We start from the raw sequence: 25,238 nt of genomic DNA, 5'->3' as shown, positions 1-25,238 counted from the left end.
GGAGAAGTGATGGTCTCCGTCACCGGCGACCGGCCGCCCATGGGCGGCGACACGGTCGAGCTCTCGATCGGCGGCATGACCTGCGCGTCGTGCGCCAACAGGATCGAGCGCAAGCTCAACAAACTGGACGGCGTGACCGCCACGGTCAACTACGCCACCGAGAAGGCCACGGTCAACTTCCCCGATGACCTGGATCCCCACCTGCTCGTGGCTGAGGTGGAGAAGGCCGGATACACCGCCAAACTGCCCGAGCCGCCGAAGCCAGAACCGGCCGCCGGAGAGCCGGAGGACGATCTCGCTCCCCTGCGCACCCGCCTGCTCGTCTCCATCGTGCTCGCCGTACCCGTGGTCGCGATGGCCATGATCCCCGCGTTGCAGTTCACGTACTGGCAGTGGCTGTCGCTCACGCTCGCGGCCCCGGTCGTCGTGTACGGCGGCCTGCCGTTCCACCGCGCCGCCTGGACCAACCTGCGCCACGGCGCCGCGACCATGGACACCCTCGTCTCCGTGGGCACGCTCGCGGCGTTCAGCTGGTCGCTGTGGGCGCTGTTCTTCGGCGACGCCGGTATGCCGGGGATGACCCACGGTTTCGACCTGACCATCACACGCGGCGACGGCTCGGGGAACATCTACCTTGAGGCCGCGGCCGGAGTGACCACGTTCATCCTGGTCGGACGGTACGTCGAGGCCCGCTCGAAGCGCCGTGCCGGGGCGGCGCTGCGGGCGTTGCTCCACCTGGGAGCCAAGGACGTCGCCGTGATCCGCGGCGGCCGCGAGTCGCGCGTCCCCGTCGGTGAGCTGAAGGCCGGCGACCTCTTCGTCGTACGGCCCGGCGAGAAGATCGCCACCGACGGCGTCATCGAGGAGGGCACGTCGGCGGTCGACGCCTCGATGCTCACCGGAGAGTCGGTGCCCGTCGAGGTGCGGCCGGGCGACGGCGTCACCGGAGCCACGGTCAACGCCGGCGGACGTCTGGTCGTCCGCGCCACCCGGATCGGGTCCGACACCCAGCTCGCCCAGATGGCCCGGCTGGTCGAGCAGGCCCAGGCCGGAAAGGCGCAGGTGCAGCGCCTCGCCGACCGCATCTCGGGCGTCTTCGTGCCGATCGTCATCGCCCTGTCGGCCGCCACGCTGATCTACTGGCTCGCCGCGGGCGAGGGCGCCGGTGCGGCCTTCACCGCCGCGGTCGCCGTACTGATCATCGCCTGCCCCTGCGCGCTGGGACTGGCCACCCCGACCGCGCTGCTCGTCGGCACCGGCCGCGGCGCCCAGCTCGGCATCCTGATCAAGGGTCCGGAGGCGCTGGAGTCGACCCGCGCGATCGACACCGTCGTGCTCGACAAGACCGGCACCGTCACCGAGGGCAGGATGCGGCTGGTCGACGTGATCACCGCCGAAGATGAGAACCCCGACGAGGTGCTGCGGCTGGCCGGAGCGCTCGAACACGCCTCCGAGCACCCGATCGCGCGGGCGATCGCCCGCGGGGCCGCGGAACGCGTCGGCGGCCTGCCCGCGCCGGAGGACTTCGCCAACGTCGAGGGCCTCGGCGTCCAGGGCATCGTGGACGGCCACGCCGTACTCGTCGGACGGCCGCGCCTGCTGGCGGAATGGTCCCAGCGTCTTCCCGGGGAACTGGACCGGCGACTGCGGGAGGAGCAGGCCGCCGGTCGTACGGCGGTGGCGGTCGGCTGGGACGGCGCCGCGCGGGCGATCCTCGTGGTGGCCGACACGGTCAAGCCCACGAGCGCTCAGGCCGTCCGTGACCTGCGCGCGCTCGGGCTCACTCCGGTGCTGCTGACCGGCGACAACGACGCGGTGGCCCGTAGCGTGGCGGCGGATGTGGGCATCGACGAGGTCGTCTCCGAGGTGCTGCCCGCCGACAAGGTCGACGTGGTCAAGCGCCTGCAGTCCCAGGGCAGGACCGTGGCGATGGTCGGCGACGGTGTGAACGACGCCGCCGCGCTCGCCCAGGCCGACCTCGGCCTGGCCATGGGCACGGGCACCGACGTCGCCATCGAGGCCGCCGACCTCACGCTGGTGCGGGGCGACCTGCGGGTGGCGGCCGACGCGATCCGGCTGTCCCGTCGTACGCTGCGCACGATCAAGGGCAACCTGTTCTGGGCCTTCGCCTACAACGTGGCCGCCCTGCCGCTGGCCGCCGCCGGCCTGCTCAATCCGATGATCGCCGGGGCGGCGATGGCGTTCTCCAGCGTCTTCGTCGTCGGCAACAGCCTCCGCCTGCGCCGCTTCCACTGACCCCGCCACTGTGACGGGGTCAGGGCCTAGGCCGATCGTCTTGGGGATTCGTGGGGCCTTTGGCCGATGAGGGTGGGGGTTGACGCGTTCTAGGCTCTGGCCATGGCTTTCACCCCTGCTGAAGCGGAATATCTGGCGGGTCAGCGACGCGGACGGCTGGCGACGGTCGCGCCCGACGGCACACCGCAGAACAAGCCCGTCGGATTCGACCACAACGCCGAGCTCGGGACGATCGACATCTACGGATTCGGGATGGAGTCGTCGGCGAAGTTCCGCAACATCAAGATCCACTCGGATGTCTCCTTCGTGGTCGACGACGTGGTGGGCGATGGGATGTCCGGTGTGCGGTTCCTGGAGATCCGGGGCCGGGCGGAGGCGGCGTCACTGGCCGCCCCTCCGGCCGATCACGCGAGCACCAGCTTCATCCGTATCCGTCCGCGCCGGATCGTCGCCTACAACGTCGACCCGGACCGGCCCGGTATGTACGGCCGGGACATCGCGCCCGAGGGGACCGGCCGGTGACGGTGGAGACCGCGGTCGTTCTGGGACCCGGCGGCCCGGTCGGTACGGCGTGGCTGGCCGGGCTCGCGGCGGGGCTCCGACGCGAGAGGATCGACCTCGGCGCGGCCGATCTGATCGTCGGCACGTCGGCGGGCGCGATCGTGGCGGCGATCCTGGCCGGTGGAGGAGATCTCGACCGGCTCGCCGTGCTGCCCTCTTCTACTGATCCCGGCGGCTTACGCACTGATCCGGGGAGACTCGCGGAAGTGTTCGCGACGCTCGGCGACACCGAGCTTGAGCCGGCCGAGGCCCGGCGCCGGGTCGGCCGGATCGCTGTCAGCGCTTCGACCGGCGGCGAGGAGGTCGCCGTCGCCCGGATGCGGTCCGTGATCGGCACGGCGGAGTGGCCGGACCGGCCGCTGCTGATCCCGGCGGTGGACGCCGAGACCGGCGAGGCGGTCATATGGGACCGGCACGGCTCCGCGTCACTGCCGGAGGCCGTGGCCGCCGGCACCGCCTTCCCGGCGACCGCGCCACCGATCACCATCGGCGGGCGTCGCTACATCGACGGTGCTCTCAGGGCCGGGACCAACACCGACCTGGCCGGTGACGCGCGCGTCGTGATCGTGGCTGAGCCGATGGCACACATGTCCGGGACGAACGGTGTCACGACAGGTGGAGCAACGGTCGTACGGCTGGTTCCGGATGCCGAGGCGATCGAGGCGTTCGGACCGGACATCACCGATCGCACCAGATGGGGACCGGCATATCAGGCCGGTGTCAGACAGGCTCCGCACGCCGCCGGGCGTATCAGAGCGTGTTCGGTGACCATGTGAGCCGCCCCGGCCGGTGAGGGGGCCCTACCGGGTCCGGACGTCGTGAGTGGTGCCCTTGACGATCGCCTGAAGTTTGTCCGGGTTGGCCACGTTGTGGATGGCGGTGATGTGGCCGTCCGCGCCGAAATCGAAGGTGACGGTGGCGATCGGCCGTCCCCGTCCGCTGAACATCAGGCCCGGCCCGCCGTTGATCTCGACGATCTCGGCGGCCATGTCGGCGGGTTCGACGCCCTGGTAGGCGACCGTGCCGATGGCGGCGAACCATCCGGCCACCGTGGACGCGCCCACGACCGGCCGCATGGCCTGGCGCACCTTGCCGCCGCCGTCCGTCCACAGGGTGACGTCGGGCGCCAGCAGCTCCATCAGGGCGTTGACGTCACCACCGGTCGCGGCGGCGAGGAACCGCTCGGTGACCTGGCGCTGCCGCGACCGGTCCGCCGTGAAGCGCGGCCGCCGGGCCCGCACGTGCTCGCGAGCGCGGTGGGCGGCCTGTCGCACCGCGGCCTCCGAGCGCTCCACCGCCTCCGCGATCTCGGCATGGGTGAAGCCGAAGACCTCCTTCAGCACGAATACCGCGCGTTCGAGCGGGCTCAGCGATTCCAGCACCACCAGCATCGCCATCGACACCGACTCGGCGTCCGCGACGGCCTCGGCGGCGTCCCCGCCGGTGTCCCCGGCGGTGAGGATGGGCTCCGGCAGCCACGGCCCCACGTAGGTCTCACGCTGGTGCCGGCTGGAGCGCAGCCGGGCCAGTGCCTCGTTCGTCACGATCCTGGTCAGGTACGCCCTGGGGTCGGCCACCTGGGAACGGTCGGCGGCCGACCACTTGATCCAGGCGTCCTGGACGGCGTCCTCGGCGTCCGCCGCCGAGCCGAGGATCCGGTACGTCACGGAGAACAGCAGACCGCGGTGCCGGTGGAACACCTGCTGGCCGGGGTCCGCGGACGGGGGATTCACGGATGGAGTATTCACGACGCCTCCCGGATGCGGGTGAAGCGGCCACCGCGGGGCCAGAACACGCCCGAAGCGGGCATCTTCTTCATGCGGCCCCAGGTGGGCCAGGGCGCGGCGCTCACCACCTCCTTGTACCTGGCCGCCAGGCGGCCGGTCAGATACATGCGCCGCGGCCTGTCGTCGGGGTGGGTGAACTGCACGACCGCGTCGTGCCGGCCCAGGCTCACCGGGGTGTGGTAGTAGCCGAAGCGGAACGGCCTGGGCCGCCTGCCCCGCAGCGCACGGACGATCGACACCGCGGCGTGCACGCCGGTCGGCATGCCGCCCTGGCAGGTGCCGTGCATGACGCCGTACCCCTGTCGGATCGCGGCCGCGTCACCCACGGCGTACACCTCCGGGTGGGACACCGACCGCAGCGTCGCGTCGGTGACGACCCGGCCGCGCTCGTCGACCGTCAGCCCGGCGGCGGCCGCCAGCGGCGACACCCGTGTGCCGCTCGTCCACACCACCACGTCGGCGGCGACGCGTTCCCCGCCCGCCAGCTCGACCGCACCGGGCGTCACCGCGGTCACCTCCACCCCGCCGCGCTCCCGGACGCCCAGGCGACCGAGCGCCGCGTGGAGATACGCCCTGGCCCCGGGGCGCATGTCCGCGCCGGGTTCACGCCGGCCCAGGAGCACGACGTCCAGCTCCGGGTGCCGCTCGGCGATCTCCGCGGCCGACTCGACGCCGGTCAGCCCGCCACCGGCGACCACCACCGTGCCGCCGCCGACCCGCGCCAGCCCCGCCAGCCGTTCGGCCAGCGCCTCGGCGTCCTGGGCGCTGTTCAGCGTGTACGCGTAGTCGTCCACACCCGGCACCGCCGCCGTGTCGGCCACGGACCCCAATCCGTACACCAGCGTGTCGTAGGGCAGGACCCGGTCGGCGCGGTCGGCGTCGATCCGCACGATCCGCGCGTCCGCGTCCACCGCGGTCACCCAGCCGCGCACGAACCGCGTCGCCGTGCCCTCAAGCAGCTCCGGGACGCTCAGCTCGGCGAGCCGCTGCCCGGTCGCCGTCATGTGCAGCCGCAGCCGCTCGGTGAACCGCTCCTCGGCGCTCACCAGGGTCACTTGCGCGTCGCGCCCCTTGAGGCGGGCCCCGAGCTGGATCGCCGCGGACAGGCCCGCGTAACCCGCCCCCAGGATCACGACGCGGTGTGGGGTGGCCGTGCCGGATTCGTGGTCAGTGTTCATCGTCCCGCCTTCGCTCGCTCGCCGTTCCCGACGACCAGCAGATGCGAGCGGCCCGTCCGGCCGTGACATGGGATCGATGTGACGCGCGGCACACTCGGGAGCGGGCCGGGCGGCGGTCTCAGCTCCGGTCATCCGCCCCGGCGGGCCGCCGTACGGTGATGGCGAGCAGCACCGGGCCGTCACGCCGGGTGCCGCACCCGGGCTCGCCGTTGTCGCCGTGGGCGCACGAGCCGCATCCGCCGCTGGGGCAGGCGGCCGCGATGTCGTCGGCCGACAGGCGTCCCTTGCGGATCCAGTAGCCGACCATGGCGTCGACCTCGTCGCGGCCGAGATCCAGCCTGCGGGCGATCTCGTCCAGACTCGCCCCGCCACGGGCCGCGGTGATCTCCTCCAGGACTCTGCGCAGCGCGCTCACAGGAACAGGCTCCCCACCTGGAACACGGCCAGGGCCAGCACCCAGGCCACGACGAGCTGCATCCCGACGCCGAAGAGGGTCAGCCGACCCCCGATCTCGACGCGCTGGGCCGCCACGGTTGTCATGCACGGCGTGTAGGCGAGCAGGAACACCAGGAACGCCAGTACGGCGGGGACGGGGTGACCGTGCGAGGTCTGCCCGATGGTGTCCCGGAGGGCGGCGCCGAGCCCGCCCGGCTGGTGGCCGTCGGCCGGTTCGCTCATGCTGTAGGTCTGGGCCATCGTCGAGACGACGGCCTCCTTGGCGACGAATCCGGTGAGCAGGGCGGCCGAGGCGTGCCAGTCGCCGAACCCGGCCGGCGTGAAGACGGGGGCGATGGCGTGCGAGGCCGCGCCGAAGACGCTGTTCTCGATCGGGGTGTGGGCGAACGAGCCCTGACCGCCGAACGGGATCGACGACAGCAGCCACACGAGCGTGACCGTGGCCACGATGATCCCGCTCGCCGTCTTCAGGAAGGCCCGCAGCTTGATCCAGGTCTGCGCCCCGATCACCCGTACGGCGGGCAGCCGGTACGGCGGAAGGTCGAGCACGAGCGGCTCCTCGGCCATGCCGCGGAAGAGGGTGCCGCGCAGCAGCAGGCCCATCCCGATCACCAGGGCGATCGACAGCACGTACATCGCGAAGACGACGGTGCCCGCGGCGCTGCCGAAGAAGGCGCTCGCCACGAGGACGTACACCGTGAGACGAGCGCTGCAGGTCACGAAGGGGATCAGCAGCCCGGTCAGCAGGCGGTGCCGCCGGTCGGACAGGATGCGGGTGCCGGCCAGGGCGGGCACGTTGCAGCCGAAGCCGACGATCAACGGGAGGAAGGCGCGGCCGGGCAGTCCGATCAGCCGCATGAGCCGGTCGACGACGAACGCCGCGCGGGCCAGATAGCCGGAGTCCTCCAGCACGGACAGCAGCACGAACATGATGGCCATGAGCGGAACGAAGGCCAGCACCTGTCCGACCCCGGCGATCAGGCCGTTCATCACCAGGCCCCGGATCGCCTCGCCCGCGCCCAGCGCGTCGAGCAGGCGGCCCGCCCCGGCGGACACCGGGCCGTCCACGATGTCCTGAAAGCCCGTCATCAGCGGTGTGGCGGCCTTCGTGGTGAGCACGAATACCGCCCACATGACCGCCAGGAAGATCGGCGGGCCGAGCCATCGGGAGGTCAGCACCCGGTCGACCCGGTCGGACCAGGTGGCGCGACCGGCTCCGGCGCGGGTCACGACCTCCGCGATCACCTCGTGCACCCACGCGTAACGCTGCTCGGCGATCAGCAACTCGGGATCGTCCAGCTCAGGGTCGTCTGGCGCACCGTCGCCGGTCAGCACGTCGCCGGTGAGCGCGGCATCGGTCAGCACGGCGCCCGCGGCGCGCGCCCCGGCCGCGGTCGCCTCGGGAACGCCGGGCACGTTCTCCCCGGCGAGCAGCGCGATCGACAACCAGCGCGCCGGGTAGCGGGCCGCGGCCTCGCCGGGCACCAGGGCAGTGACCTGCGCCAACGCGGTCTCCAGGTCGTCACCCAGGGCGGGCACGGCCGGGCGGCGGGGAGTGGCCAGCGCCGCCGCGATCACGCGACCGAGCTCGTCCACGCCCTCGCCCCGGCGGGGGACGACAGGCACGACGGGCGCGCCGACCAGCTCGGCCAGGCGTCCCGCGTCGATCCGGATGCCCCGGGTCCTCGCGATGTCGACCATGGTGAGCGCCACGACGAGCGGCACGCCCGTCTCCATCACCTGGGCGAGCAGGTAGAGGTTCCGCGTGAGGTTGGCCGCGTCGACCGTGATCACGACGAGGTCGGGACGGCCGTCCATGCCCCGGTCGACGAGCAGGTCCCGGGTCAGCGCCTCGTCGGGCGAGCCGGGAACCAGGCTGTAGGTGCCGGGCAGGTCGATGACCGTGACGCCGCCGCCGGGCGAGCGCCAGGTGCCCTGCGCGACGCTCACCGTCTTGCCCGGCCAGTTGCCGACGCGCTGCCGCGCGCCGGTGAGCATGTTGAAGAGCGTCGACTTGCCCACGTTGGGGTTGCCGACGAGGGCGACCCTGGGATCGCCGGCGCGGACGACGCCTGGGGCGTCGTCGCAGCACGGCTTGGTCAGAACGGCTCTGGCGACCGGCCGGTCACCCATCGGCGGGCTCCACCACGAGCGTCGCCGCGGTCAGGGCGTCGACGGCCACCCGGCCGTCACCGAGGACCAGGACGAGCCCGCCGTGCAGGCCCCGATTCAGCACCGACATCTTCGCGCCCGGCACGAACCCCAGCTCGGCCAGCCGCCGGCGATGCCGCCGGTCGCCGGTCACGCGGCTCAGCCGCATCACCCCGCCGCGCGCGAAGTCACCCGGACTCATGGCACCTCCCCGCCCCCCAATATATGAGGTTAGGTTTGCCTAAGGTCGGCGGGCCTGTCTATCCCCCTCGGGTAATCCTTTCGCGCCTCAACCGCCCCATCTTCCACTATGAATACGATCCATCCAAGTTCTGTTTATTTCCGACATGGGTCACTAATCTCGACGCCATCGGTCTCATCGGTCGGAGTATCCGGCACCCTCCGCAGCCAGTGGCCGTACGTTGGGAGAGGAGACATAGCGATGGCGCGGTGGTTGTGCCGGTTGTTCGTGCTCGCCGTTTTCGGGGGCATGGCGCTGACCGCCTTCACCGCACCCGCGGCGGCCCACGGACAGCTCGCGCTGACGATACCGGCCAAGGACAGCACGGTGCGCGAGCCGCTGGAGTCGGTCTCGCTCTATTTCACCGAGATGCCCGCCCCCATCGACTACTTCACGGTCACCAGCCCCAGCGGTAAGCGGGTGGACCAGCCCTGGTCGCGCGGCGAGCCGAAGCGTCTCGACGAGCCGATCCAGGAGTATCACCTCGTCGACGGCGTCTGGGAACCACGTGTGTTCAACACCGGGCTCCCGGCGCAGATCCCGGTGGCCTACTGGCCCGAACACGGCGTCTACGTCATCCGATACCTGACGATCGCCTCGGACGGCGAACTGGTCAAGGGCGACGTCCGATTCACGTACAAGGGCAAGACCTCCGGACCGCCCAAGGGCTGGCAGGCTCCCACCAACGAACCCGACCCCACCCTGCTCGCGCCGGAGCACGGGACCAGTCCCGCGTCCGCCGTCCCCGAGACGGGCGGAACCCAGGCCGCCGTCCCGGAGACCGGCCAGAGCCAGGCCCCCGTCCCGGAGACCGGGAGCTCCCAGGCCGCGGTGCCCGAGATCGGGACGAGCGGAGCCGCCGCCCAGACGGCGCGGCCGTCCGACTCCGGCAGCGGACTTTCCGTGTGGCTGGTGCCCGCGATCGTCGTCGTCGCAGCCGGCTTCATGGTGGCCCGCGCGGCGCGGCGACGGCCCGCACCCACCGGCCCGGCGGCCCGGCGCCGCCCCGGCGGTCAGCCGGCGAAGAAGACCTCACGCGCGCCCGCGTCGCGCAATGCACGCCGTCCCGGGTCCGCCAAACGGCGCTGACCTGTCCGCACCCCCTGGAGAGATAACGATGAGGCACGCGCCTGCCCGAATCCGCCGTCCGCTCGCCACGTTCCTGCTCGGCGCCGCCCTGGTGATGGCGACGTCGGCCTGTGGCGGGTCGAGCACCCCCGCCTCCGCCGACGCCCCGCCCAAGGACATCACCGTGACGATCGCGGGCGGCAAGGTGACGCCGGAGCCGGGCCGGATCGAGGTGACCAAGGGGCAGACCGTGCGGATCAAGGTGACCAGCGACGTGGCGGACGAGGCCCACGTGCACGGGTACGACAAGGAGGCGAGCCTGCAGCCGGGCACTCCCGCCTCGATCGAGTTCGTCGCGGACGAGACCGGGCTGTTCGAAGTCGAGACCCACGAGACGGAACTGCAGCTGTTCCAGCTCGTCGTGCGCTAGACCGACGCGATGCTGCTGGCTCATGGCATCGGCGGCCGTCAGGACCTGCCGATCCCCTTCTCGGCCGCGCTGACCGGCGCCGTTCTCGCGTTGCTGGTGTCGTTCGTGGCGCTCGGCACACTGTGGAAGGACGCGCGGCTGGGCGGCGATCTCCGTGCCGCCCGCCTGTTGCCCGCCGCCGTCCGGAGGGCGGTGCGCTCACGTGCCTGGCCGTGGGTGTGGCGCATCGCCGGGCTCGTCGCCGCCGCGTACTTCTGCGTAGGTCTGATCTTCGGTCCCGACGTGGCGGACAATCCCACGGCCGGGGCGTTCTACGTGCTGTTCTGGGTCGGCCTGGTGCCGTTGTCGCTGTTGTTCGGCCCGGTCTGGCGGGGCCTGAGCCCACTGCGGACCCTCCACCTGCTGGCCTGCGCGGCGCTCCGGCGCGACCCCGCGCTCGGGCTGCGGCGGACGCCGCCGGGCCTCGGCTACTGGCCCGCCTGCGCGGGGCTGTTCGCGTTCGTCTGGCTCGAACTGGTCGCCCCCGAACGGGCCACCCTGCCGGTCATCGGGATCTGGCTCGCGATCTACGTCGTGATCATGCTCGCCGGAGCGGTGGTCTTCGGCGCGAAGTGGTTCGGCCACGCGGATCCGTTCGAGGTCTACAGCGATCTGGTCGGCCGGCTCGCACCGGTCACGCGGCGCGCGGACGGCCTGCTGGTCTGGCGCAACAGCCTCGACGGGATGGCCGGGCTGCGGCCGGCGCCTGGCCTGACGGTGCTGGTGGTGCTGCTGCTCGGATCCACCATGTACGACAGCGCGTCGAACGCCCCGACCTGGGTGCGCATCGTCCAGGACGCCCCGGTGCCCGCGCCCGTCATGGGCACCGCGGGACTGGTCGCCGTCATCGGCCTGGTCTTCGCGGCCTATCGGGCGGCGACCGCGCTGGCCGGCCGGTGGGGCGCGGCGGAGCCCGGGTCGACCGCGGGCGAGCTCGCCCACTCGATCGTGCCGATAGCCGTGGGCTACGTGATCGCCCACTATTACACGCTGTTCCTCCTGGAGGGGCAGCGGACCGTGGCCCTGCTCTCCGATCCGCTGAACACCGGCGCCAACTGGCTGGGCACCGCCGGATGGACGATCAAGGCGCTCGGCACCACTCCCGCGGGGATCGCGACCCTCCAGGTGACGGTGATCGTCGTCGGTCACGTGCTGGGCACCGTGCTGGCGCACGATCGCGCGCTGGCCCTCTTCCCGCGGCGGACGGCCGTCCTCGGGCAGATCCCGCTGCTCGTGCTGATGGTGATCTACACCCTGGTGGGCCTGCTGCTCCTCTTCGCCGCCTAGAGCCACGTGGAGGCCGGTCGAGGCGACGGGTTTAGGCAAACGTCAGGGGGTACGGCCGTGCGTTGAAGAACCTGTTCGACTGAGACCGGCCTTCCGGGGGCGCGCGATGAAGAACATGGACGACGACAAGCAGCGGCAACTGGCGGCGGACCGGGTCGATCCGGGGAGCGGCCCGCTGACCACCGACCAGGGCGTACCCGTCGACGACACCGACAACTCGCTGAAGGTGGGCGAACGCGGCCCGACCCTGCTGGAGGACTTCCACTTCCGGGAGAAGCTCACCCGGTTCGACCACGAACGCATCCCCGAGCGGGTGGTCCACGCGCGTGGAGCCGGCGCGTACGGATACTTCCAGGTCTACCGATCACTGGCCGAGTACACCGTGGCCGACTTCCTGTGCGATCCCTCGCTGCGGACCCCCGTCTTCGTCCGCTTCTCCACCGTGGCGGGCTCGCGCGGATCCGCCGACACGGTGCGCGACGTGCGGGGCTTCGCCACGAAGTTCTACACCCGCCAGGGCAACTACGACCTGGTGGGCAACAACATGCCGGTCTTCTTCATCCAGGACGGCGTCAAGTTCCCCGACTTCGTCCACGCGGTCAAGCCCGAGCCGCACAACGAGATCCCGCAGGCCCAGTCGGCGCACGACACGTTCTGGGACTTCGTGCAGCTCCAGCCCGAGATCATGCACATGGTCATGTGGGTGATGTCGGACCGGGCGCTGCCGCGCAGCTACCGGATGATGCAGGGTTTCGGCGTGCACACCTTCCGGCTGGTGAACTCCGAGGGACGCGGCACGTTCGTGAAGTTCCACTGGCGTCCGCTGCTCGGCACGCACTCCCTCGTCTGGGACGAGGTGCTCCGCATCCAGGGGAACGACCCCGACTTCAACCGGCGGGACCTGTGGGAGTCGATCGAAAGCGGCGCGTACCCCGAATGGGAGCTGGGCCTGCAACTCGTGCCGGAGGAGGATGAGCACCGGTTCGACTTCGACCTGCTGGATGCCACGAAGATCATCCCTGAGGAGCTCGTCCCGGTCACGCCCGTTGGCCGGCTGGTCCTCGACCGCAACCCGCACAACTTCTTCGCCGAGACCGAGCAGGTGGCCTTCCACACGGCCAACGTCGTCCCGGGGATCGACTTCACCAACGACCCGCTGCTGCAGGCGAGGAACTTCTCCTATCTGGACACCCAGCTCATCAGGCTCGGCGGTCCCAACTTCGCGCAGATCCCGATCAACCGGCCCGTCGCGGCGGTGACCAACAACCAGCGCGACGGATACCACCAGCACATGATCCACGAGAGCACGACCAGCTACGCGCCCAACACCATCAGCGGCGGCTGTCCCATGTCCGGGGTGGTGAACGGCGACCTTCGCGGCGTGTTCCAGCACTACCAGGAGCGGGTGGACGGCCAGGTCATCCGCCGGCGCAGCCCCAGCTTCCAGGACCACTACAGCCAGGCCACCCTCTTCTGGAACAGCATGGCCGGCTGGGAGAAGCGCCACATCGTGGAGGCGCTGCGGTTCGAGCTCGGGCACGTCGAACGCCGGTCCGTCAAGGAGGGCGTCCTCGAGCAGCTCGCCCATGTGGACGGCGACCTGGCCCGGCAGGTGGCGGAGGGGCTGGGTCTGCCGGCTCCGGCCGTGACCACGCCCAACCACGGGAGGTCGTCACCGGCGCTGAGCCAGGCCAACGCGCCCCGCGACACGATCGCCACCCGGAAGATCGCCGTCCTGGCGGCCGACGCGACCGACACGGCCCAGGCGGGCGAGCTGATCGCGGCGCTGGAGGAGAAGGGGGCGATCTGCGAAGTGATCGCGCCCCACGGGGGGACCGTGGGCACGCTCGACGTGACCAGGCAGCTCTCCGCGACCTCCTCCGTCCTCTACGACGCCGTGCTGCTCGCCGACGGCGGCGAACTGGCGGGCAACGGACACGCGGTCCACTTCGTCCGTGAGGCGTTCAAACACGGCAAGGCCATCGGCGCCGTACCGCGGGGCGAGGCCCTCCTCGACGCCGCGGCGCTGCCCGGCCAGCAGGGCGTCGTCGGACCGAAGATCTCCGGTGACGGCTTCGTCGAGGCGTTCGCCGAGGCGGTCGCCGCCCACCGTCACTACGACCGGGACGTCGATCTCGTTCCCGCCTGACCGGTGCCGCCCGGCCCGCCCCGGCCCAACGGCGGGGCGCGGCCGGTCAGGCGGTCATGGCTCAGGCATGGTCAGGCGGTCGCGCCCACCGGGGTGAACCGGCACAGCGCCCCGATCCCCTCCGCGGGCGCGCCCGGTGTGCCGGGGCTCAGCACGTGCACCTCGGCCCCGGTCCGAACGGCGGTGCCCACCGCGACGTCGGCCAGGCGTTCGCGGGTGATCGGCTTCCCGGTAGGGGCGAGCGCCTCGTGCCGGTCCGACACCTCGCCGGGGAGATCTCCGAACCACGCGGTACGGGTGTCGCCGGGATCGTCGACGATCAGGAGCGTCTGCACCCGGCCGTGCGCGAGCGCGTTCAGGGTCTCCCTGGCGCCCTCGACGGAACGTCCGGACGGGCACCTGCCCTCCGCCAGCCGGTGCAGCAGGGCCGCCGTCCGTTCCTCGGCCGCCCGGCGGATCTCCGCCGCGACCTGCTCGTCGCGGTCGCCCTTCGCCCCGTCCTCGCTCCGGCTTCCGCTGACCCGCCGGATGCAGACGTCGCGCCGCACCCATTCCGGCAGGTGCTTGGTGAGGTACTGCAGGGCCCGTACGTCACCGGCCAGGAGCAGCAGCCTGGCCTGCGAATCCAAGAGGGTGCGCGTCAGCTCGTCCGCCACCCGCACCGCGTTGTGCTCCCATGAGTCCTCAGCCCGGTGCTGGTAGCGCATCTGCGCCCATCCGCCGGGCGCGTTGCGCTCGATCTCGTCGTCGGGACCGGTGACCGTCCAGGTCACGGGCTCCGTTCCGCCGCGTGGGTAGGCCGCGATGTCGGCGCCCGTACGGTCCACGATCGCCAGGACGTACGGCGGCCGTTCCTGCATCCACGTCAGCAGCGGCAGCACGCGGGGCAACGGCCCCCAGACGGCGACGTCCGGCCGGTGTGCCCCGGCCATCTCCACGTCGAGCATGAGCTCACCGTCCGCGACGAACGCGGCCAGCATCCCCGGGCCGGGCACCGAGGCCGACACCTTCCTGGTCAGCACCTCGACCGCGCCGGGATCGGCCCCCTGTTCCGCCAGCCGCTGGACCAGCGCCTCCCACCTGAGTGCGGCGTCCTCCTCGGGAGTGGTGAACAGATCGAAATAGCTGGACACCACCGGTCCGGGTACCGTGAACAGTCGCCGCAGGACGTTCTTGTCGATCAACGTGTTCGCTCGTCCCATACCCCCATGCTGGGACGGCGGGCGTGGCGCCGGACAGGGCCGAAAGTCCTGACCGGCGCGTTCGCGCGGCGAACCGCACACGGCCAGCTGGGTATAACGCTGGGGTCGTCGACATGTCTCGGGGGGGCTGCGATGAGCGTGACGAAGACCGGTAAGAAGGCGCGGGACGTGATGCACGAGGGCGTTCAGTGCATCGGTGAACACGAAACACTGCGGGTCGCCGCGGAGATCATGGCCGATCTGGGCGTGGGAGCCCTGCCGATCTGCGGAGACGACGACCGGCTCAAGGGAATGATCACCGACCGCGACATCGTGATCATGTGCTGCGCGCACGGCAAGGACATCGACCGGACGACCGCCGGGGAGCTGGCCCGTGGGCTGGTGTGGGTCGACGCCGACGCCAGCCTCGAAGAGGCGCTCTTCTCGATGGAGGAGCACCACATCAAGCGGCTGCCCGTGGTCGCGCGGCATCGCCTGGTCGGCATCATCAGCGAGGCGGATCTGGCCAAGGAGTTGCCGGACACCAAGCTCGCCGAGTTCGTCCACCGCGTCTACGCGCTCGACTGAGCGCCGGCGGCCCCGGGCGGGGCCGTGCCCGAACGAGGTGACCGAAGGAGCAGGTCAGAAGGGGCCGGGGTTTGACGTGACCCCTCTGGCCGGAGTTCACTGAAGGTGTGGGCGGATTTTCCGATGCGCTCGACCAGGGGCGATCGGCCCGGCCACGCGGCCCGAGGAGGTGATTGGGATGAGCTCTGGCAGTAGTCCGTGTCCGTCCATCCCGGCGCCCTTCCCGCGCGTGGCACGCCCGGCCGATCACGAGGGTCCGTCGTCGTAACGACCGGACCGCCCGTCGTGAACACTCCCGGATGCTGTCACGTGCCGTGACGGGTGCCCCATCCGTGCCGGGTCTCCGGCGCGGGGCAGGAGGTCCGTCATGACGATCACGATTTCGATCCCTTTCACGCTGCCCCGGACCCTGGTCCTGGCGGCCCGCGTCATGTTCCCCGTCGTGATGCCCCTCGCCCTCACGATGATCGGTTCCACGGAACCTGGATCCGGTCTGCGGGTGGGGCTCGAGATCGGCCTGGTGCTCCTGCGGCACCTCCTCGGAGCCTGAGCGCACCACCGGGAGCCAGGTCGACGACGTGGACGTTCAGCACGACGCCGCCGGAGCACGGCGGCCGGCTCACAACTGCGGCAGGCACTTGGTCTTGCCGGTGGCCTCGGCGTTCTGCCCGACCATGTCGAGGCGGGCGCCGGCCCGTACGCAGCCCACACCCGTGAGAAGCAGATTGCCGTAAGCGGAGTCGATGTGCCCCATCCGCCAGGAGTTGGCGGTGTCGTCGGCCGGACGGACTCCTTCGACGGTGAGCACCCCGACGGTCGTGTCGGTGGCCACGGGGTTGAGCCCGGGTGTGGGCATGAACCAGGGCCACGCTCCGGCGCAGCGGGCCGAATACAGCAGGTAGATCGTGCCCACCGTGGTGCCCGCGGGAAGGCTTCGGCCGCGAAGACGCGCCGTGCGCTGGAGGACGACGGGGGCGGAATCGAGGACCACCTTGTCGCCGCGGCAGCCGGCGATCGTCGGATCGGTGCCGTCCAGAACACGCACCGCACTGGCCGCGGAGACGGGGGTGGCCGTGGTGTCACCCGCCGCGGCCGGGCCGAGCCGGCCCGGAAGGACCTGTCGCGCCGCGGCGAACACGGCCACAGCGAACACGGCCACAGCGAGCAGGGCGGCGGCCGTCGCCCACGGCCACACACGCCTCCCGGCCGCGCCCGTGCCGACGGCAGGGATCAGCGCGAACCCGGCGGTGATGTGGGTCAGGCCGTCGGCGCCGTTCGCCACGAGATCCGCGTGCCCGTTCCGTACGGGCACCATGATCGTGACGGGGACGAGAGCGCCCTCATATCGGCCTTCGACGTGGCCGCCGGCCGGACCGGCAGCCGCCTCCGCGACGGCCCTCGCCCAGCGTTCGCGCCACTGCGGCCAGTCGCCCCCGCAGGTGAGCACGTAGTTTCGCACCACGTTCTCCGACGGCAGTCTGCGGCCCGCCACCGCCGCGGCGAGCGCGCTCTTGGACACCTCGCAGCGCCGTGCCATCTTCCAGAACGGCGGGTCGCCGGCGGCCGCTCGCAGTGCTCGTAGCTCACAGGCGAATCGCTGCACAGGTCCGGCGGTCGGATCCAGAGCCCGCATTCGTCGTCCGATGACTCCGTCCTCCTCGCCGAGTGGACAATCCCGTTTCGTGGGTCTGGACAACGAGCCGAGCGGATTGTCCAAATGCCTTCGATTTGGACAATCCGGCCTTTACCAAGATTGCGTATGTTTCCGCTCGTGGAAAGGCCACAGCATGAAGAAACTCGTCTCGGCGATCGCCGCCGTGGTGCTCGCGGGACCGGTCGCGGCCCTCGCACTCGCCAGTCCGGCGAGCGCCACGTCCTACTTCACCTGCTCGCCGGAGGACTACCACGTCACCTATTCGGCCGCTCACTGGGAGTGGTACACGTACCTGTCCAGTGAGGTGATCGACGTGCCCCAGCACAACGGGTGGGGCTACGTCTACCGGCGCCATTACGATCACTGGACCTACTGGGTCATGGTCAACCCCGTGTCCGGAGCGCCCATCTTCATCGACAACCACCAGGCTCTGACCTGCACGACCTGATCGCGCCGATCAGACCCGATGTGCCGGCCGTCTTCCGCCCGAGCGGGGGCGGTCTCGGCGCACCACCCGGCCTCTCCGATTTCGACGTGCGCGGATCACGAACCGCCTGCGGCGGGTTGCGGACGGGGCCGGGCCGGGGCCGCGCGGCGGACGGGGCGCCACGTGGCGACCAGGGCCGCGGCCAGCAGGAGCTCGGCGACGTCCCCGCCGTAGTACATGATTTCGGCGCCGCCCCGGACCTGGGCGATCGGGGCGTGCACGTCGACGAGGAACCCGCCGTACATCAGCTGGGCGATGACGGCGTGGGCGGCGATGGCCACGCCGAGGACCACCAGCCGGTACGGCACGGAAGGACGGTGGGGAGCGGGGTCGGGGCCCGCGATTATCCAGGCGAACAGGCAGCCCGACAGCAGGAAGTGGACGTCCAGCAGCCAGTGCGCGATCGGCCGGCCGGTGGCGGCGTCGTACAGCGGAGTCATGTACAACACGGCCAGACCGCCTGCGGTCAGGCACAGCGCCGTGATCGGATGGGTGAGCGGTTCCAGCGCACGGCTCCGCAGCACCGCGGTCAGCCGCCGGGCCCGGCGCGCGGGTAACGCGCGCAGCAACGTGGTGATCGGCGCGCCCAGCACCAGGGCCAGTGGCGCGTACATCCCGATCAGCAGGTGCTGGAGCATGTGACCGCGGAAGTCGTGGTGGGCGGACGACGCGATCGGCGGCAGCAGCGCCAGGGCCAGCAGCGCGCATCCAGTGAGGAAGGCCGCGACACGCCACCGGTCCCGCGGACGCCGCACCGAATATCCGGCGCGCCGCGCGAGCAGCAGATAGACCGCCGCGAGCAGCGCCACCCCGGCCACCGGCACCGTGCCGGCCCACGGCCCGCCGTCGTGGAGATGCGTCAGGCTTCCGGGCATCAGGTGCCTCCCAACCCCCCGGCGGCGGAGCCGGGACCAGGCTCGGGACCTTGTTTGGGACCTCGTTCGGGGCCTTGTTCGGGATCGAAGGGCGTGCCCGTGCGCCGCACCAGATAGCCCACGGCCACCAGCACCGCGCCAAGGACCAGGAACCCGATGTCCCACCAGACCTGGTACGGGCCCCCGCGCACGTGATGGATGCCCAGGACGTGGTGGTCGACGATGCCCTCGACCAGGTTGAACAGCCCCCAGCCGACCAGCACCCAGCCCCAGAGCACCCGGGAGGTCCACACCCGGCGGCGCCGGTGGGTGACCCGCGAATACAGGAGGCCGAGGCCGATCAGCACCGCCAGCCAGCACACGACGTGGAACAGGCCGTCCCACACCGTGTTCATCTCCAGCCCGGACAGGGTGCGCGGGTTGTAGTACTGCACGCCGATGTTGTCGGTGTCGGTGCCGCTGAGCATGTGGTGCCACTGCAGGAGCTGGTGCAGCAGGATGCCGTCGACGAACCCGCCGAGCCCCACCCCCAGGATGATGCCCGGCGACCGCAGACTCGCCGGGCCGTCGTCCACACCGGTCTGGTCGACGGCTGACCGGTTGGTTGCGGCCATGACCCCCCTGTTCCTGACGGAGCACGTGGCAGAACAAGAATGGGTTTCACTTGTGGCGCTACCCGGAGCCTGGGCGCGTAATCTCCGGTCGCCGACCGGAGATCGGGCCGGGGCGGTGGCCCCGGCCCGATCTCACCTCTTTTCGCTGGAGGGGTCAGGGGCTGAAGGGGTCAGGGGCTGGTGCAGGTCACGGTGGGAGTGGCCGCGGATCCGTTGGCGAGGAACCCGAAGCTGGTGGACCCTTCCGCGGCGATCGAGCCGTTGTAGGACACGTTGCGGACGGTCACCTCGGAGCCGGAGGTGCTCAGGTCGCCGTTCCAGGCCTGGCTGATCGTCTGCCCGCCGGTCCAGGTCCACTTCACCGTCCAGCCGTTGATCGCCGAGCTGCCCGCACGGACGGTCACGTTCGACTGGAACCCGCCCGGCCAGCTGTTGACCGTCTCGATCGTCGCCGAACACGCACCGGAGTCCGGAGGCGGAGACGACGACGGGGACACCGAGGGAGACGCCGACGGAGACGCCGACGGAGACGCCGAGGGGGACGCCGAAGGAGACACGGACGGCGAAGCCGAAGGAGACGGGCTCGGGCTCGGGCTCGGCGGGACCGAACCCGTGTAGATCTGGAGATTGTCGAACTGGGCGGTCTCGGTGGTGCTGGTGCCGATGCCGATCTGGCCGGCGCCCCAGGTGCCGTCGGTGACCGTGCCGACCTGCGTGCTGTCGATCTTCGCGGTGATGGTGCTGCCCGAGAAGCCGAGGGACAGGGTGTGCCAGCGGCCGGTGCCGAGCGAGGCCACGGTCCCGCTGCGGATCGTCGTCATCGCGTTGTCGGTGTTGTTGCGGATGATCTGCCAGGAGCCGGTGTCGGTGACGCGCAGGTAGTAGGCGTTCAGCCCTTCGGGGCCGAAGGAGTGCTGGGCGCCGGCCCGGCCGATCAGCTCGGCGTAACCGCTCTGTTCCAGCATCACGTCGGCCGAGACGGTGTAGTTGTTCCAGCCGAGGTCGCCGAGCAGGGCGTAGGGGTGGGAACCGCCGGTCCACAGGATCGGCTGACGGGGGGCCATCTGACGCACGCACCGGCCCGAGCGGCCGCCGCCGCAGCTCACGACCTCGAACGACCCCTGCATGTCCGACAGGTACTTCGCCTCCCGGCCCACGGCGTAGGAGTCGAAGGTGTCGGAGTACGGCAGGGCCATCGAGCCACGGGCCGGGCTGGTCGCGGTGCCCTTGCCCTGCCCGGTCGTGGTCGTGATCGAGTACACGTACCCCGGCTGGACGGTCAGGGAGAAGTTCCCGCCCGAGGGGGTGATGTCACTGGTGTGCACGAGGTAGTCGGCCGGGTTGCCGGAGTTGAGGTTGGTGGCCCACACGTGCACCTGGCCGGTGGACAGGCCGCCCGTGACGGAGAAGTTCAGCGTCTGGGCGGAGGTGGCGTCCATCGTCTCGACGATGGTGCTGTAGTCGGAGTTGTTGGTGGACTTCAGCGACACATAGCTGCCGTTGTTGCGGTTACCGCCGATGTAGCCGCTGGAGGAGTCCAGATACTTCCACCCGGGGGAGGTGAACTGGGTGGTCTGCGCCATCACCCAGGCGTTCTTGCCGATCGCGTAGTAGCCCGACCACGGCTGCGGCGCGACCGCCACACCCATCGTGGCGAACGGCAGATTCGGAGTGATCGCCGCGATCACCGGCCAGTTGATGTAGGCCGTCATCTTCCCGTCGATGTAGTCACGGTTGATGCCCCGGGCCAGCGCCTTGGCCCCGTCGTTGTAGTCATCGGAGCCGTTCTCACTGGCCCACAGCACCTTGCCGGAGTTGATCGCCGTGGTCGAGCTCGGACAACTGGACTGCGCGCCGCGGTACCCGCACACGTAGTGCCCGCCGTACACGTCGACCGCGTTGCGGAACGCCGTGTTGTTCACCGCGTCGTCGGCGGCGCCGAAGCCCCAGTCGTCCGAGGCGATGATCTTCACGTTGCCGAACCCGCGGGAGTCCAGCGCGCTGTTGAGGTTGACGTACCAGTTCAGGTCGCGGCCCTTCTCGTTCCAGCCGCCCAGGTAGTCGATCGTCAGGTTGTGGCTGTTCTTCGCGCAGCCCAGCCAGTCGACCAGGTAGTTGATGGTGTCCTGGGACCAGAAGTTGCCGCCGCCCAGCCAGCCCGGCGCGCCCCAGGCCAGCCCGACCAGCTTGATGTTGGGGTTACGGGCCTTGGCCTGCTCCATCAGCCACCACTCATACCCCCGATCGCAGTCCAGATCGCCGGAGGTGTGCCGGTGACTGGGCTCGGCACCGTCGGTGGAGTTGGTGTCACCACCGATCTCGACCTTCAGGATCTGCATCGACGCCCCGAACCCGGGCTTGAACAGGTAGTCCAGGATCTGGCTGCGCTGCGGCTCGGGGTAGTCGACCAGCAGGCGGCTGTTGCCGCCACCGCCGCTGATCGCGCCGACACCGTCGAACGTACGACCACCCGAACCGCCGTTGATCGTGATCGAGACCGCCGCCCGCGCCGGCGACACGGCCACCAGGGACATCACCACCGACAGCAATGCCACCACGGCGGCGGCCACAACCCGCGCCGTCGTCATCCTTCGTTGATTCACGAGGGGTCCTTTCAGACACGCCACGCCGAAATAAACACAACTGAACTTGATCAAACAGATTGCAGCAAGAGAATGCGCACACATGCGGGGTGCGTCAAGCGCGGTCAGGGCCGTGCGTGAATCCGCTCCCTTATCCGGGAAGCCCTGACGCGGCCGGCCGCCGAGCGGAGATCGGCGCGGCGTCACAGCCCGTTCCCAGCACGCCGTCGCTCGCCGTCCAGCGCCGGACATGTCGGCAGACGTCAGAACGAGTGATGAGGGCGAGACCCGGAAACGATCTCACCGACGGTGACCGGCGGGCTCCTCGCGACAATCCCGAACGTGCGTGAAGCAGGCCACCCCGGCGATAACCCCCATCGATCTTTTCAACCTGAAATTTTCACCCTCACCCGATGACGCCTCGCCGGATATTCCACCGTCCGCGGCACCACATGAAACGCGCGATATTCGCTGTACGCCCCACGAAGTTTCTCGGGGAAATCCGATTATGAGACGACGAAATCCCGCAGCCCCGCGCCCGCACCGGCACCGGCACGACGGTCTCTCCGGCTCCGTCCGCGGCGGCGCCGGCCGAGCCATCGACGATTGCACTATGCAATGATGGGGCGCCGGGGGACCCGAGAGGGCTCCCCTTTTCGGCCTGCGCGGATGCGAGCAGATTCGACGTGATCACCCATCGATCCGGTTCCATCAAGCAACTGTGATCCTCGTCACATCTATCTGACAGAAGTAGCGATTCGCAACAACCGCGGTCAGGTGACGCACATACCCGCCGACCTGCGACAACGCGTAACGGATAGGCCGACACGACCGGAGATAACGAAAAGGTCTCACGCTGAGCTGCGAAAACGCCTTCTTTGATGGGCCTTACGGCGAGTTGGGGAGGCTTGTAGGTTCTTGCCCGTCCTTAACTGACGAACGGGCGCAGGGTCGCCCGACGACAGAGCAAGGAGCTTTGTTGTGCAGCACTCCCTCACTCTCCCCCTCGGCGGCGTCGCCGCCACCGGTCTGCTCGCCGCCGCGCTGATCGCCGCCCCGGCACACGCGTCGAGCGTGTACGCCGACGACACACTCGCCGGATCCTCCACGGCGGCCAAGGACATCGCGTTCTTCTGGTCCTCACAGCTGCTGACCGAGGCCACGCCGTACAACGTCGAGACCACGGTCGCGGCCCGGCACATCTCCAGCGGTGGGCCCTCGGCCGACAGCAAGCCGGGCACGGTGTCGGCGATCGGCGACGAGAAGAAGTCCTCCAGCCGGTCCAAGAACGTCAACCTCCCGAAGACCACCGGCAAGGTGTTCTTCCTCGGCGCGGACGGCAAGCCGCACTGGTGCTCGGGGACCTCGGTCCAGTCGCACTACCGCAACCTCGTCGCCACCGCCGGGCACTGCGTCTACGACACGCGGAGCAACAAGCCCACCCTCGACAACTGGGTCTTCGTGCCCGGCTACTACCAGGGCAAGACGCCCTGGGGGATCTACGTCGGGAAGCAGGCGTTCACCCACTACGACTACGACGTCTACGAGGACGGCGACCGCGACTACGCGTTCGTCACCGTCTACAACGGCATCAAGATCACGGGTGACCGGGAGGTCGACAAGAAGACCTACGACGCCTACACCGGCACCAAGAAGATCACCTCCACGGAGGTCTCCGCCGCGGAGTTCGCCGCCAAATACACCGACGGCGGGCCGTACTGGAAGAAGACCCTCGACCCGGAGATCACGCAGGTCGACCCGCCCGCCGACGGGTACGCCAAGCACGACGACTACTACACCAAGGGCGTCAACGGCATCAAGCTGACCGCCGTCGAGGTGAAGCGGTCCGACTACCTCGCCGCTCCGGCCGGCACCACGGCCATGAAGAACGGCGAGAAGTGCCCGAGCTGGTGCGGACACACGAGCGACACGTGGGTCCGCATCTCGATGGACGAGTATCGCAAGCTGAGGTCCGACCGCAGCTTCCTTGGCGATCTCTACCGGGGCCACGGCAGGCGCTCGGACGAGACGTACAAGAAGCAGTACTTCCTCAAGCGCTGGATCAAGACCACCGCGCACGAGAAGTACTACAAGGACCGCTACTTCATCCAGGGGCTGGCGAACGCCGGACGGCTCGGCGACAACGTCGGCGGCCAGGGGCTCGCCTACAACCAGAAGGTCGGCAAGAGCGTCTTCGTCTTCGGCTACCCCAGCGGGTCGCACCCGGACGGCAACCACGCCTACACCGGCCGGACCCTCAAGTGGTCGTACGGGAAGACCTTCGCGGCCACGGCTCCGGCGATCAAGGGCGAGGAGCTCGTCGGCGTGAAGTCCTCGTTCACCGGCCAGGGCGCGATCGGCTCGTCGTGGCTCGTGCAGTACAAGAACACGCGCCGGCTCGGCTACCTGAACGGTGTCACGATCAGCGTCGCCGACCGGGACGGCAACCGGCGCATCGACACCAGCCTGTCGCCGTACTTCGACGGCGAGACCTACGGCGTCTACAAGGCGGCGGCCAACCGCTGGTCGGGCTCGATCCTGTGATCCCGGCCCCGTTCGTCCAGGCCATTGACGAACGGCCGGCGGAGCGTGAAGACCGAGGTCTGGCGCTCTGACGGTGGATCGCGGGTGACGGCGGCTGGCCGTCGGCCGGCGACGTCGGGGAGGGCGTGCTCTCCCCGACGTCGCCGGCCTTCTCCGCGCGCCCTGTCCGACCTCCAGCCGTCCGGGCTGGAACAAGACCCGCCGGCGGGATACGCATGGACCGCTTGCGGCGCGCTCAGCCGGTGTACGGAGGGGCCACGCCCCACCCCCACCGCGGTACGGGAGCCTCCTGCATGACCGCCGCGCCGGGTTGCGAATTCCCGAGCGCGAGACGCGTCCCCCACTCGATGTAGCCCACGAACGCGGCGCGGAACTCCGGGTCGGCGGGCAGTTCGACATCGTCGGCCGCGTCGAGCAGCAGGCTGACCCAACGGCGCCGCATGGGTTCCGTGATGGCCCTGCCGAGGTGCATGGAGAGCATGTGGGGATAGCCGCCCCGCTCGTCGGTATATCTGGCCGGCCCTCCGAACACCTCCGCCAGCCACATCGCCACATAACGCGGGTGGTCAGGATCCATGCCCTTGAAGAGGGGCCCGATCAGCTCATCGTCCGCGACGAGATCGTAGAACCGCTCCGTGAGCCGTTCCAACGCCTCCGTGCCGCCGAGCCAGTCGTACAGCGAAGGAACCGAACCGCCCGCGCCGCGCACCGATGTGCGTTCGTAGTGGCTCATCTCCTCGATGTCGGGCACGAACGGACGGATCGCCGCGAAGAACTCCCGGAACAGCTCACTGCGCCGGAATCCCTCCATATGATCCTGCGCCGATGTCCAGGTGATGCGCAGGATGTAGGAATCGGGCTGTTCCGCACTGCGGGCCAGCTCATAATCCACGCACTGCGGGGCACGTGACAGGCAGTCGGCGGCCCGGCGATAGGCCGCCTCGAAGTCCTCGCCGCGGTTGACCGGAATGCGGTAGCGGATGTACTCAACGATCACAAGCGACCAACTCCACGGGGTCGGCGGACAGTCTCACGCGGGCACAGACATGGTGCACTCTTGTAATCAAGTAATCAAGCTCTGACCGATCTTTCCGGTACGACGGGCTCTCG

General features: G+C 70.1%; 22 protein-coding genes. 11 read left to right on the top strand and 11 right to left on the bottom strand.

Annotated features, from left to right (window positions below; genetic code table 11):
- The first annotated feature begins 9 nt into the window (after positions 1–9).
- From JOL79_RS20325 to JOL79_RS20315, 3 genes are all read left to right on the top strand, one after another.
- Complete coding sequence (locus JOL79_RS20325) at positions 10–2,256, top strand: heavy metal translocating P-type ATPase (protein ID WP_210157448.1); 2,247 nt, start codon at positions 10–12, stop codon at positions 2,254–2,256.
- Between the two features lie 102 nt (positions 2,257–2,358).
- Entirely contained in the window at positions 2,359–2,778 is a 420-nt protein-coding gene (locus JOL79_RS20320; protein WP_210157447.1) for a PPOX class F420-dependent oxidoreductase, read from the top strand.
- Positions 2,775–3,593 carry a patatin-like phospholipase family protein gene (locus JOL79_RS20315; RefSeq protein ID WP_210157446.1) on the top strand — a complete coding sequence of 273 codons (819 nt, stop codon included), beginning with the start codon at positions 2,775–2,777 and terminating at the stop codon, positions 3,591–3,593. Before JOL79_RS20320 ends, JOL79_RS20315 begins: the two co-directional genes overlap by 4 nt.
- 24 nt (positions 3,594–3,617) lie before the next feature.
- On the opposite strand, the gene JOL79_RS20310 is transcribed toward JOL79_RS20315, so the two are convergent.
- The 5 genes from JOL79_RS20310 to JOL79_RS20290 form a co-directional block, all read right to left on the bottom strand.
- Positions 3,618–4,550 (bottom strand): RNA polymerase sigma-70 factor, encoded by a 933-nt coding sequence (locus tag JOL79_RS20310; protein WP_210157445.1) that lies wholly within the window; start codon positions 4,548–4,550, stop codon positions 3,618–3,620.
- 11 nt (positions 4,551–4,561) lie between these two features.
- Positions 4,562–5,782 carry an NAD(P)/FAD-dependent oxidoreductase gene (locus JOL79_RS20305; RefSeq protein WP_210157444.1) on the bottom strand — a complete coding sequence of 407 codons (1,221 nt, stop codon included), beginning with the start codon at positions 5,780–5,782 and terminating at the stop codon, positions 4,562–4,564.
- 118 nt (positions 5,783–5,900) lie between these two features.
- A complete protein-coding gene (locus tag JOL79_RS20300) occupies positions 5,901–6,197 on the bottom strand; it encodes a FeoC-like transcriptional regulator (RefSeq protein WP_210157443.1) in 297 nt (98 codons plus the stop codon).
- The gene (gene feoB, locus JOL79_RS20295; RefSeq protein WP_210157442.1) at positions 6,194–8,371 is read right to left on the bottom strand and encodes a ferrous iron transport protein B; all 2,178 of its coding nucleotides are present in this window, start codon (positions 8,369–8,371) and stop codon (positions 6,194–6,196) included. The genes JOL79_RS20300 and feoB overlap by 4 nt, the downstream gene beginning before the upstream one ends.
- Complete coding sequence (locus JOL79_RS20290; protein WP_210157441.1) at positions 8,364–8,591, bottom strand: FeoA family protein; 228 nt, start codon at positions 8,589–8,591, stop codon at positions 8,364–8,366. The genes feoB and JOL79_RS20290 overlap by 8 nt, the downstream gene beginning before the upstream one ends.
- A 240-nt stretch (positions 8,592–8,831) precedes the next feature.
- Between JOL79_RS20290 and JOL79_RS20285 the strand changes: the two genes are divergently transcribed.
- From JOL79_RS20285 to JOL79_RS20270, 4 genes are all read left to right on the top strand, one after another.
- Entirely contained in the window at positions 8,832–9,719 is an 888-nt protein-coding gene (locus tag JOL79_RS20285) for a copper resistance CopC family protein (RefSeq protein WP_210157440.1), read from the top strand.
- Positions 9,720–9,747: 28 nt separating this feature from the next.
- Entirely contained in the window at positions 9,748–10,128 is a 381-nt protein-coding gene (locus tag JOL79_RS20280; RefSeq protein ID WP_210157439.1) for a cupredoxin domain-containing protein, read from the top strand.
- A 9-nt stretch (positions 10,129–10,137) separates the two neighbouring features.
- Complete coding sequence (locus JOL79_RS20275) at positions 10,138–11,454, top strand: hypothetical protein (RefSeq protein ID WP_210157438.1); 1,317 nt, start codon at positions 10,138–10,140, stop codon at positions 11,452–11,454.
- Between the two features lie 106 nt (positions 11,455–11,560).
- Positions 11,561–13,603 carry a catalase gene (locus tag JOL79_RS20270; protein WP_210157437.1) on the top strand — a complete coding sequence of 681 codons (2,043 nt, stop codon included), beginning with the start codon at positions 11,561–11,563 and terminating at the stop codon, positions 13,601–13,603.
- Between the two features lie 71 nt (positions 13,604–13,674).
- Here JOL79_RS20270 and JOL79_RS20265 read toward each other — a convergent pair whose 3' ends face one another.
- Entirely contained in the window at positions 13,675–14,805 is a 1,131-nt protein-coding gene (locus JOL79_RS20265) for a baeRF2 domain-containing protein (RefSeq protein WP_210157436.1), read from the bottom strand.
- 132 nt (positions 14,806–14,937) lie between these two features.
- On the opposite strand from JOL79_RS20265, the gene JOL79_RS20260 reads away from it, so the two are divergent.
- Together JOL79_RS20260 and JOL79_RS20255 are read left to right on the top strand one after the other, a co-directional pair.
- Complete coding sequence (locus JOL79_RS20260) at positions 14,938–15,372, top strand: CBS domain-containing protein (RefSeq protein ID WP_210157435.1); 435 nt, start codon at positions 14,938–14,940, stop codon at positions 15,370–15,372.
- 367 nt (positions 15,373–15,739) lie between these two features.
- The gene (locus JOL79_RS20255) at positions 15,740–15,922 is read left to right on the top strand and encodes a hypothetical protein (protein WP_210157434.1); all 183 of its coding nucleotides are present in this window, start codon (positions 15,740–15,742) and stop codon (positions 15,920–15,922) included.
- A gap of 69 nt (positions 15,923–15,991) precedes the next feature.
- On the opposite strand, the gene JOL79_RS20250 is transcribed toward JOL79_RS20255, so the two are convergent.
- Positions 15,992–16,975, bottom strand: a complete 984-nt coding sequence (locus JOL79_RS20250; RefSeq protein ID WP_210157433.1) for a hypothetical protein — start codon at positions 16,973–16,975, stop codon at positions 15,992–15,994.
- 184 nt (positions 16,976–17,159) lie between these two features.
- Between JOL79_RS20250 and JOL79_RS20245 the strand changes: the two genes are divergently transcribed.
- Positions 17,160–17,474: a hypothetical protein gene (locus JOL79_RS20245; RefSeq protein WP_210157432.1), complete on the top strand. Its 315-nt coding sequence runs from the start codon at positions 17,160–17,162 to the stop codon at positions 17,472–17,474.
- 95 nt (positions 17,475–17,569) lie between these two features.
- Here the strand turns inward: JOL79_RS20245 and JOL79_RS20240 are convergent, their stop codons facing one another.
- The 3 genes from JOL79_RS20240 to JOL79_RS20230 all read right to left on the bottom strand — a co-directional run bounded on the left by JOL79_RS20240 (position 17,570) and on the right by JOL79_RS20230 (position 21,605).
- Entirely contained in the window at positions 17,570–18,388 is an 819-nt protein-coding gene (locus JOL79_RS20240) for a cytochrome c oxidase assembly protein (protein WP_210157431.1), read from the bottom strand.
- The gene (locus JOL79_RS20235) at positions 18,388–19,002 is read right to left on the bottom strand and encodes a DUF2243 domain-containing protein (protein ID WP_210157430.1); all 615 of its coding nucleotides are present in this window, start codon (positions 19,000–19,002) and stop codon (positions 18,388–18,390) included. Before JOL79_RS20235 ends, JOL79_RS20240 begins: the two co-directional genes overlap by 1 nt.
- A gap of 170 nt (positions 19,003–19,172) precedes the next feature.
- On the bottom strand, positions 19,173–21,605 hold the full coding sequence (locus JOL79_RS20230; protein ID WP_210157429.1) for a cellulose binding domain-containing protein: 2,433 nt from the start codon (positions 21,603–21,605) through the stop codon (positions 19,173–19,175).
- A 960-nt stretch (positions 21,606–22,565) separates the two neighbouring features.
- On the opposite strand from JOL79_RS20230, the gene JOL79_RS20225 reads away from it, so the two are divergent.
- Complete coding sequence (locus JOL79_RS20225) at positions 22,566–24,128, top strand: trypsin-like serine peptidase (RefSeq protein ID WP_210157428.1); 1,563 nt, start codon at positions 22,566–22,568, stop codon at positions 24,126–24,128.
- Positions 24,129–24,363: 235 nt separating this feature from the next.
- Here JOL79_RS20225 and JOL79_RS20220 read toward each other — a convergent pair whose 3' ends face one another.
- The gene (locus JOL79_RS20220; RefSeq protein ID WP_210157427.1) at positions 24,364–25,125 is read right to left on the bottom strand and encodes a globin domain-containing protein; all 762 of its coding nucleotides are present in this window, start codon (positions 25,123–25,125) and stop codon (positions 24,364–24,366) included.
- Positions 25,126–25,238: the final 113 nt, after the last annotated feature.

The organism is Microbispora oryzae (assembly GCF_017896165.1).
GTDB lineage: Bacteria > Actinomycetota > Actinomycetes > Streptosporangiales > Streptosporangiaceae > Microbispora > Microbispora oryzae.
Note: the sequence above shows the minus strand (reverse complement) of the source record. Positions and strands in the feature narration are given on the sequence as shown.

Coding starts and splice junctions, on each gene's coding strand:
- JOL79_RS20325 (WP_210157448.1), top strand. CDS start 10: ATGGTCTCCGTCACCGGCGACCGGCCGCCCATGGGCGGCGACACGGTC.
- JOL79_RS20320 (WP_210157447.1), top strand. CDS start 2,359: ATGGCTTTCACCCCTGCTGAAGCGGAATATCTGGCGGGTCAGCGACGC.
- JOL79_RS20305 (WP_210157444.1), bottom strand. CDS start 5,782: ATGAACACTGACCACGAATCCGGCACGGCCACCCCACACCGCGTCGTG.
- feoB (WP_210157442.1), bottom strand. CDS start 8,371: ATGGGTGACCGGCCGGTCGCCAGAGCCGTTCTGACCAAGCCGTGCTGC.
- JOL79_RS20290 (WP_210157441.1), bottom strand. CDS start 8,591: ATGAGTCCGGGTGACTTCGCGCGCGGCGGGGTGATGCGGCTGAGCCGC.
- JOL79_RS20285 (WP_210157440.1), top strand. CDS start 8,832: ATGGCGCGGTGGTTGTGCCGGTTGTTCGTGCTCGCCGTTTTCGGGGGC.
- JOL79_RS20280 (WP_210157439.1), top strand. CDS start 9,748: ATGAGGCACGCGCCTGCCCGAATCCGCCGTCCGCTCGCCACGTTCCTG.
- JOL79_RS20275 (WP_210157438.1), top strand. CDS start 10,138: ATGCTGCTGGCTCATGGCATCGGCGGCCGTCAGGACCTGCCGATCCCC.
- JOL79_RS20270 (WP_210157437.1), top strand. CDS start 11,561: ATGAAGAACATGGACGACGACAAGCAGCGGCAACTGGCGGCGGACCGG.
- JOL79_RS20265 (WP_210157436.1), bottom strand. CDS start 14,805: ATGGGACGAGCGAACACGTTGATCGACAAGAACGTCCTGCGGCGACTG.
- JOL79_RS20260 (WP_210157435.1), top strand. CDS start 14,938: ATGAGCGTGACGAAGACCGGTAAGAAGGCGCGGGACGTGATGCACGAG.
- JOL79_RS20255 (WP_210157434.1), top strand. CDS start 15,740: ATGACGATCACGATTTCGATCCCTTTCACGCTGCCCCGGACCCTGGTC.
- JOL79_RS20245 (WP_210157432.1), top strand. CDS start 17,160: ATGAAGAAACTCGTCTCGGCGATCGCCGCCGTGGTGCTCGCGGGACCG.
- JOL79_RS20240 (WP_210157431.1), bottom strand. CDS start 18,388: ATGCCCGGAAGCCTGACGCATCTCCACGACGGCGGGCCGTGGGCCGGC.
- JOL79_RS20235 (WP_210157430.1), bottom strand. CDS start 19,002: ATGGCCGCAACCAACCGGTCAGCCGTCGACCAGACCGGTGTGGACGAC.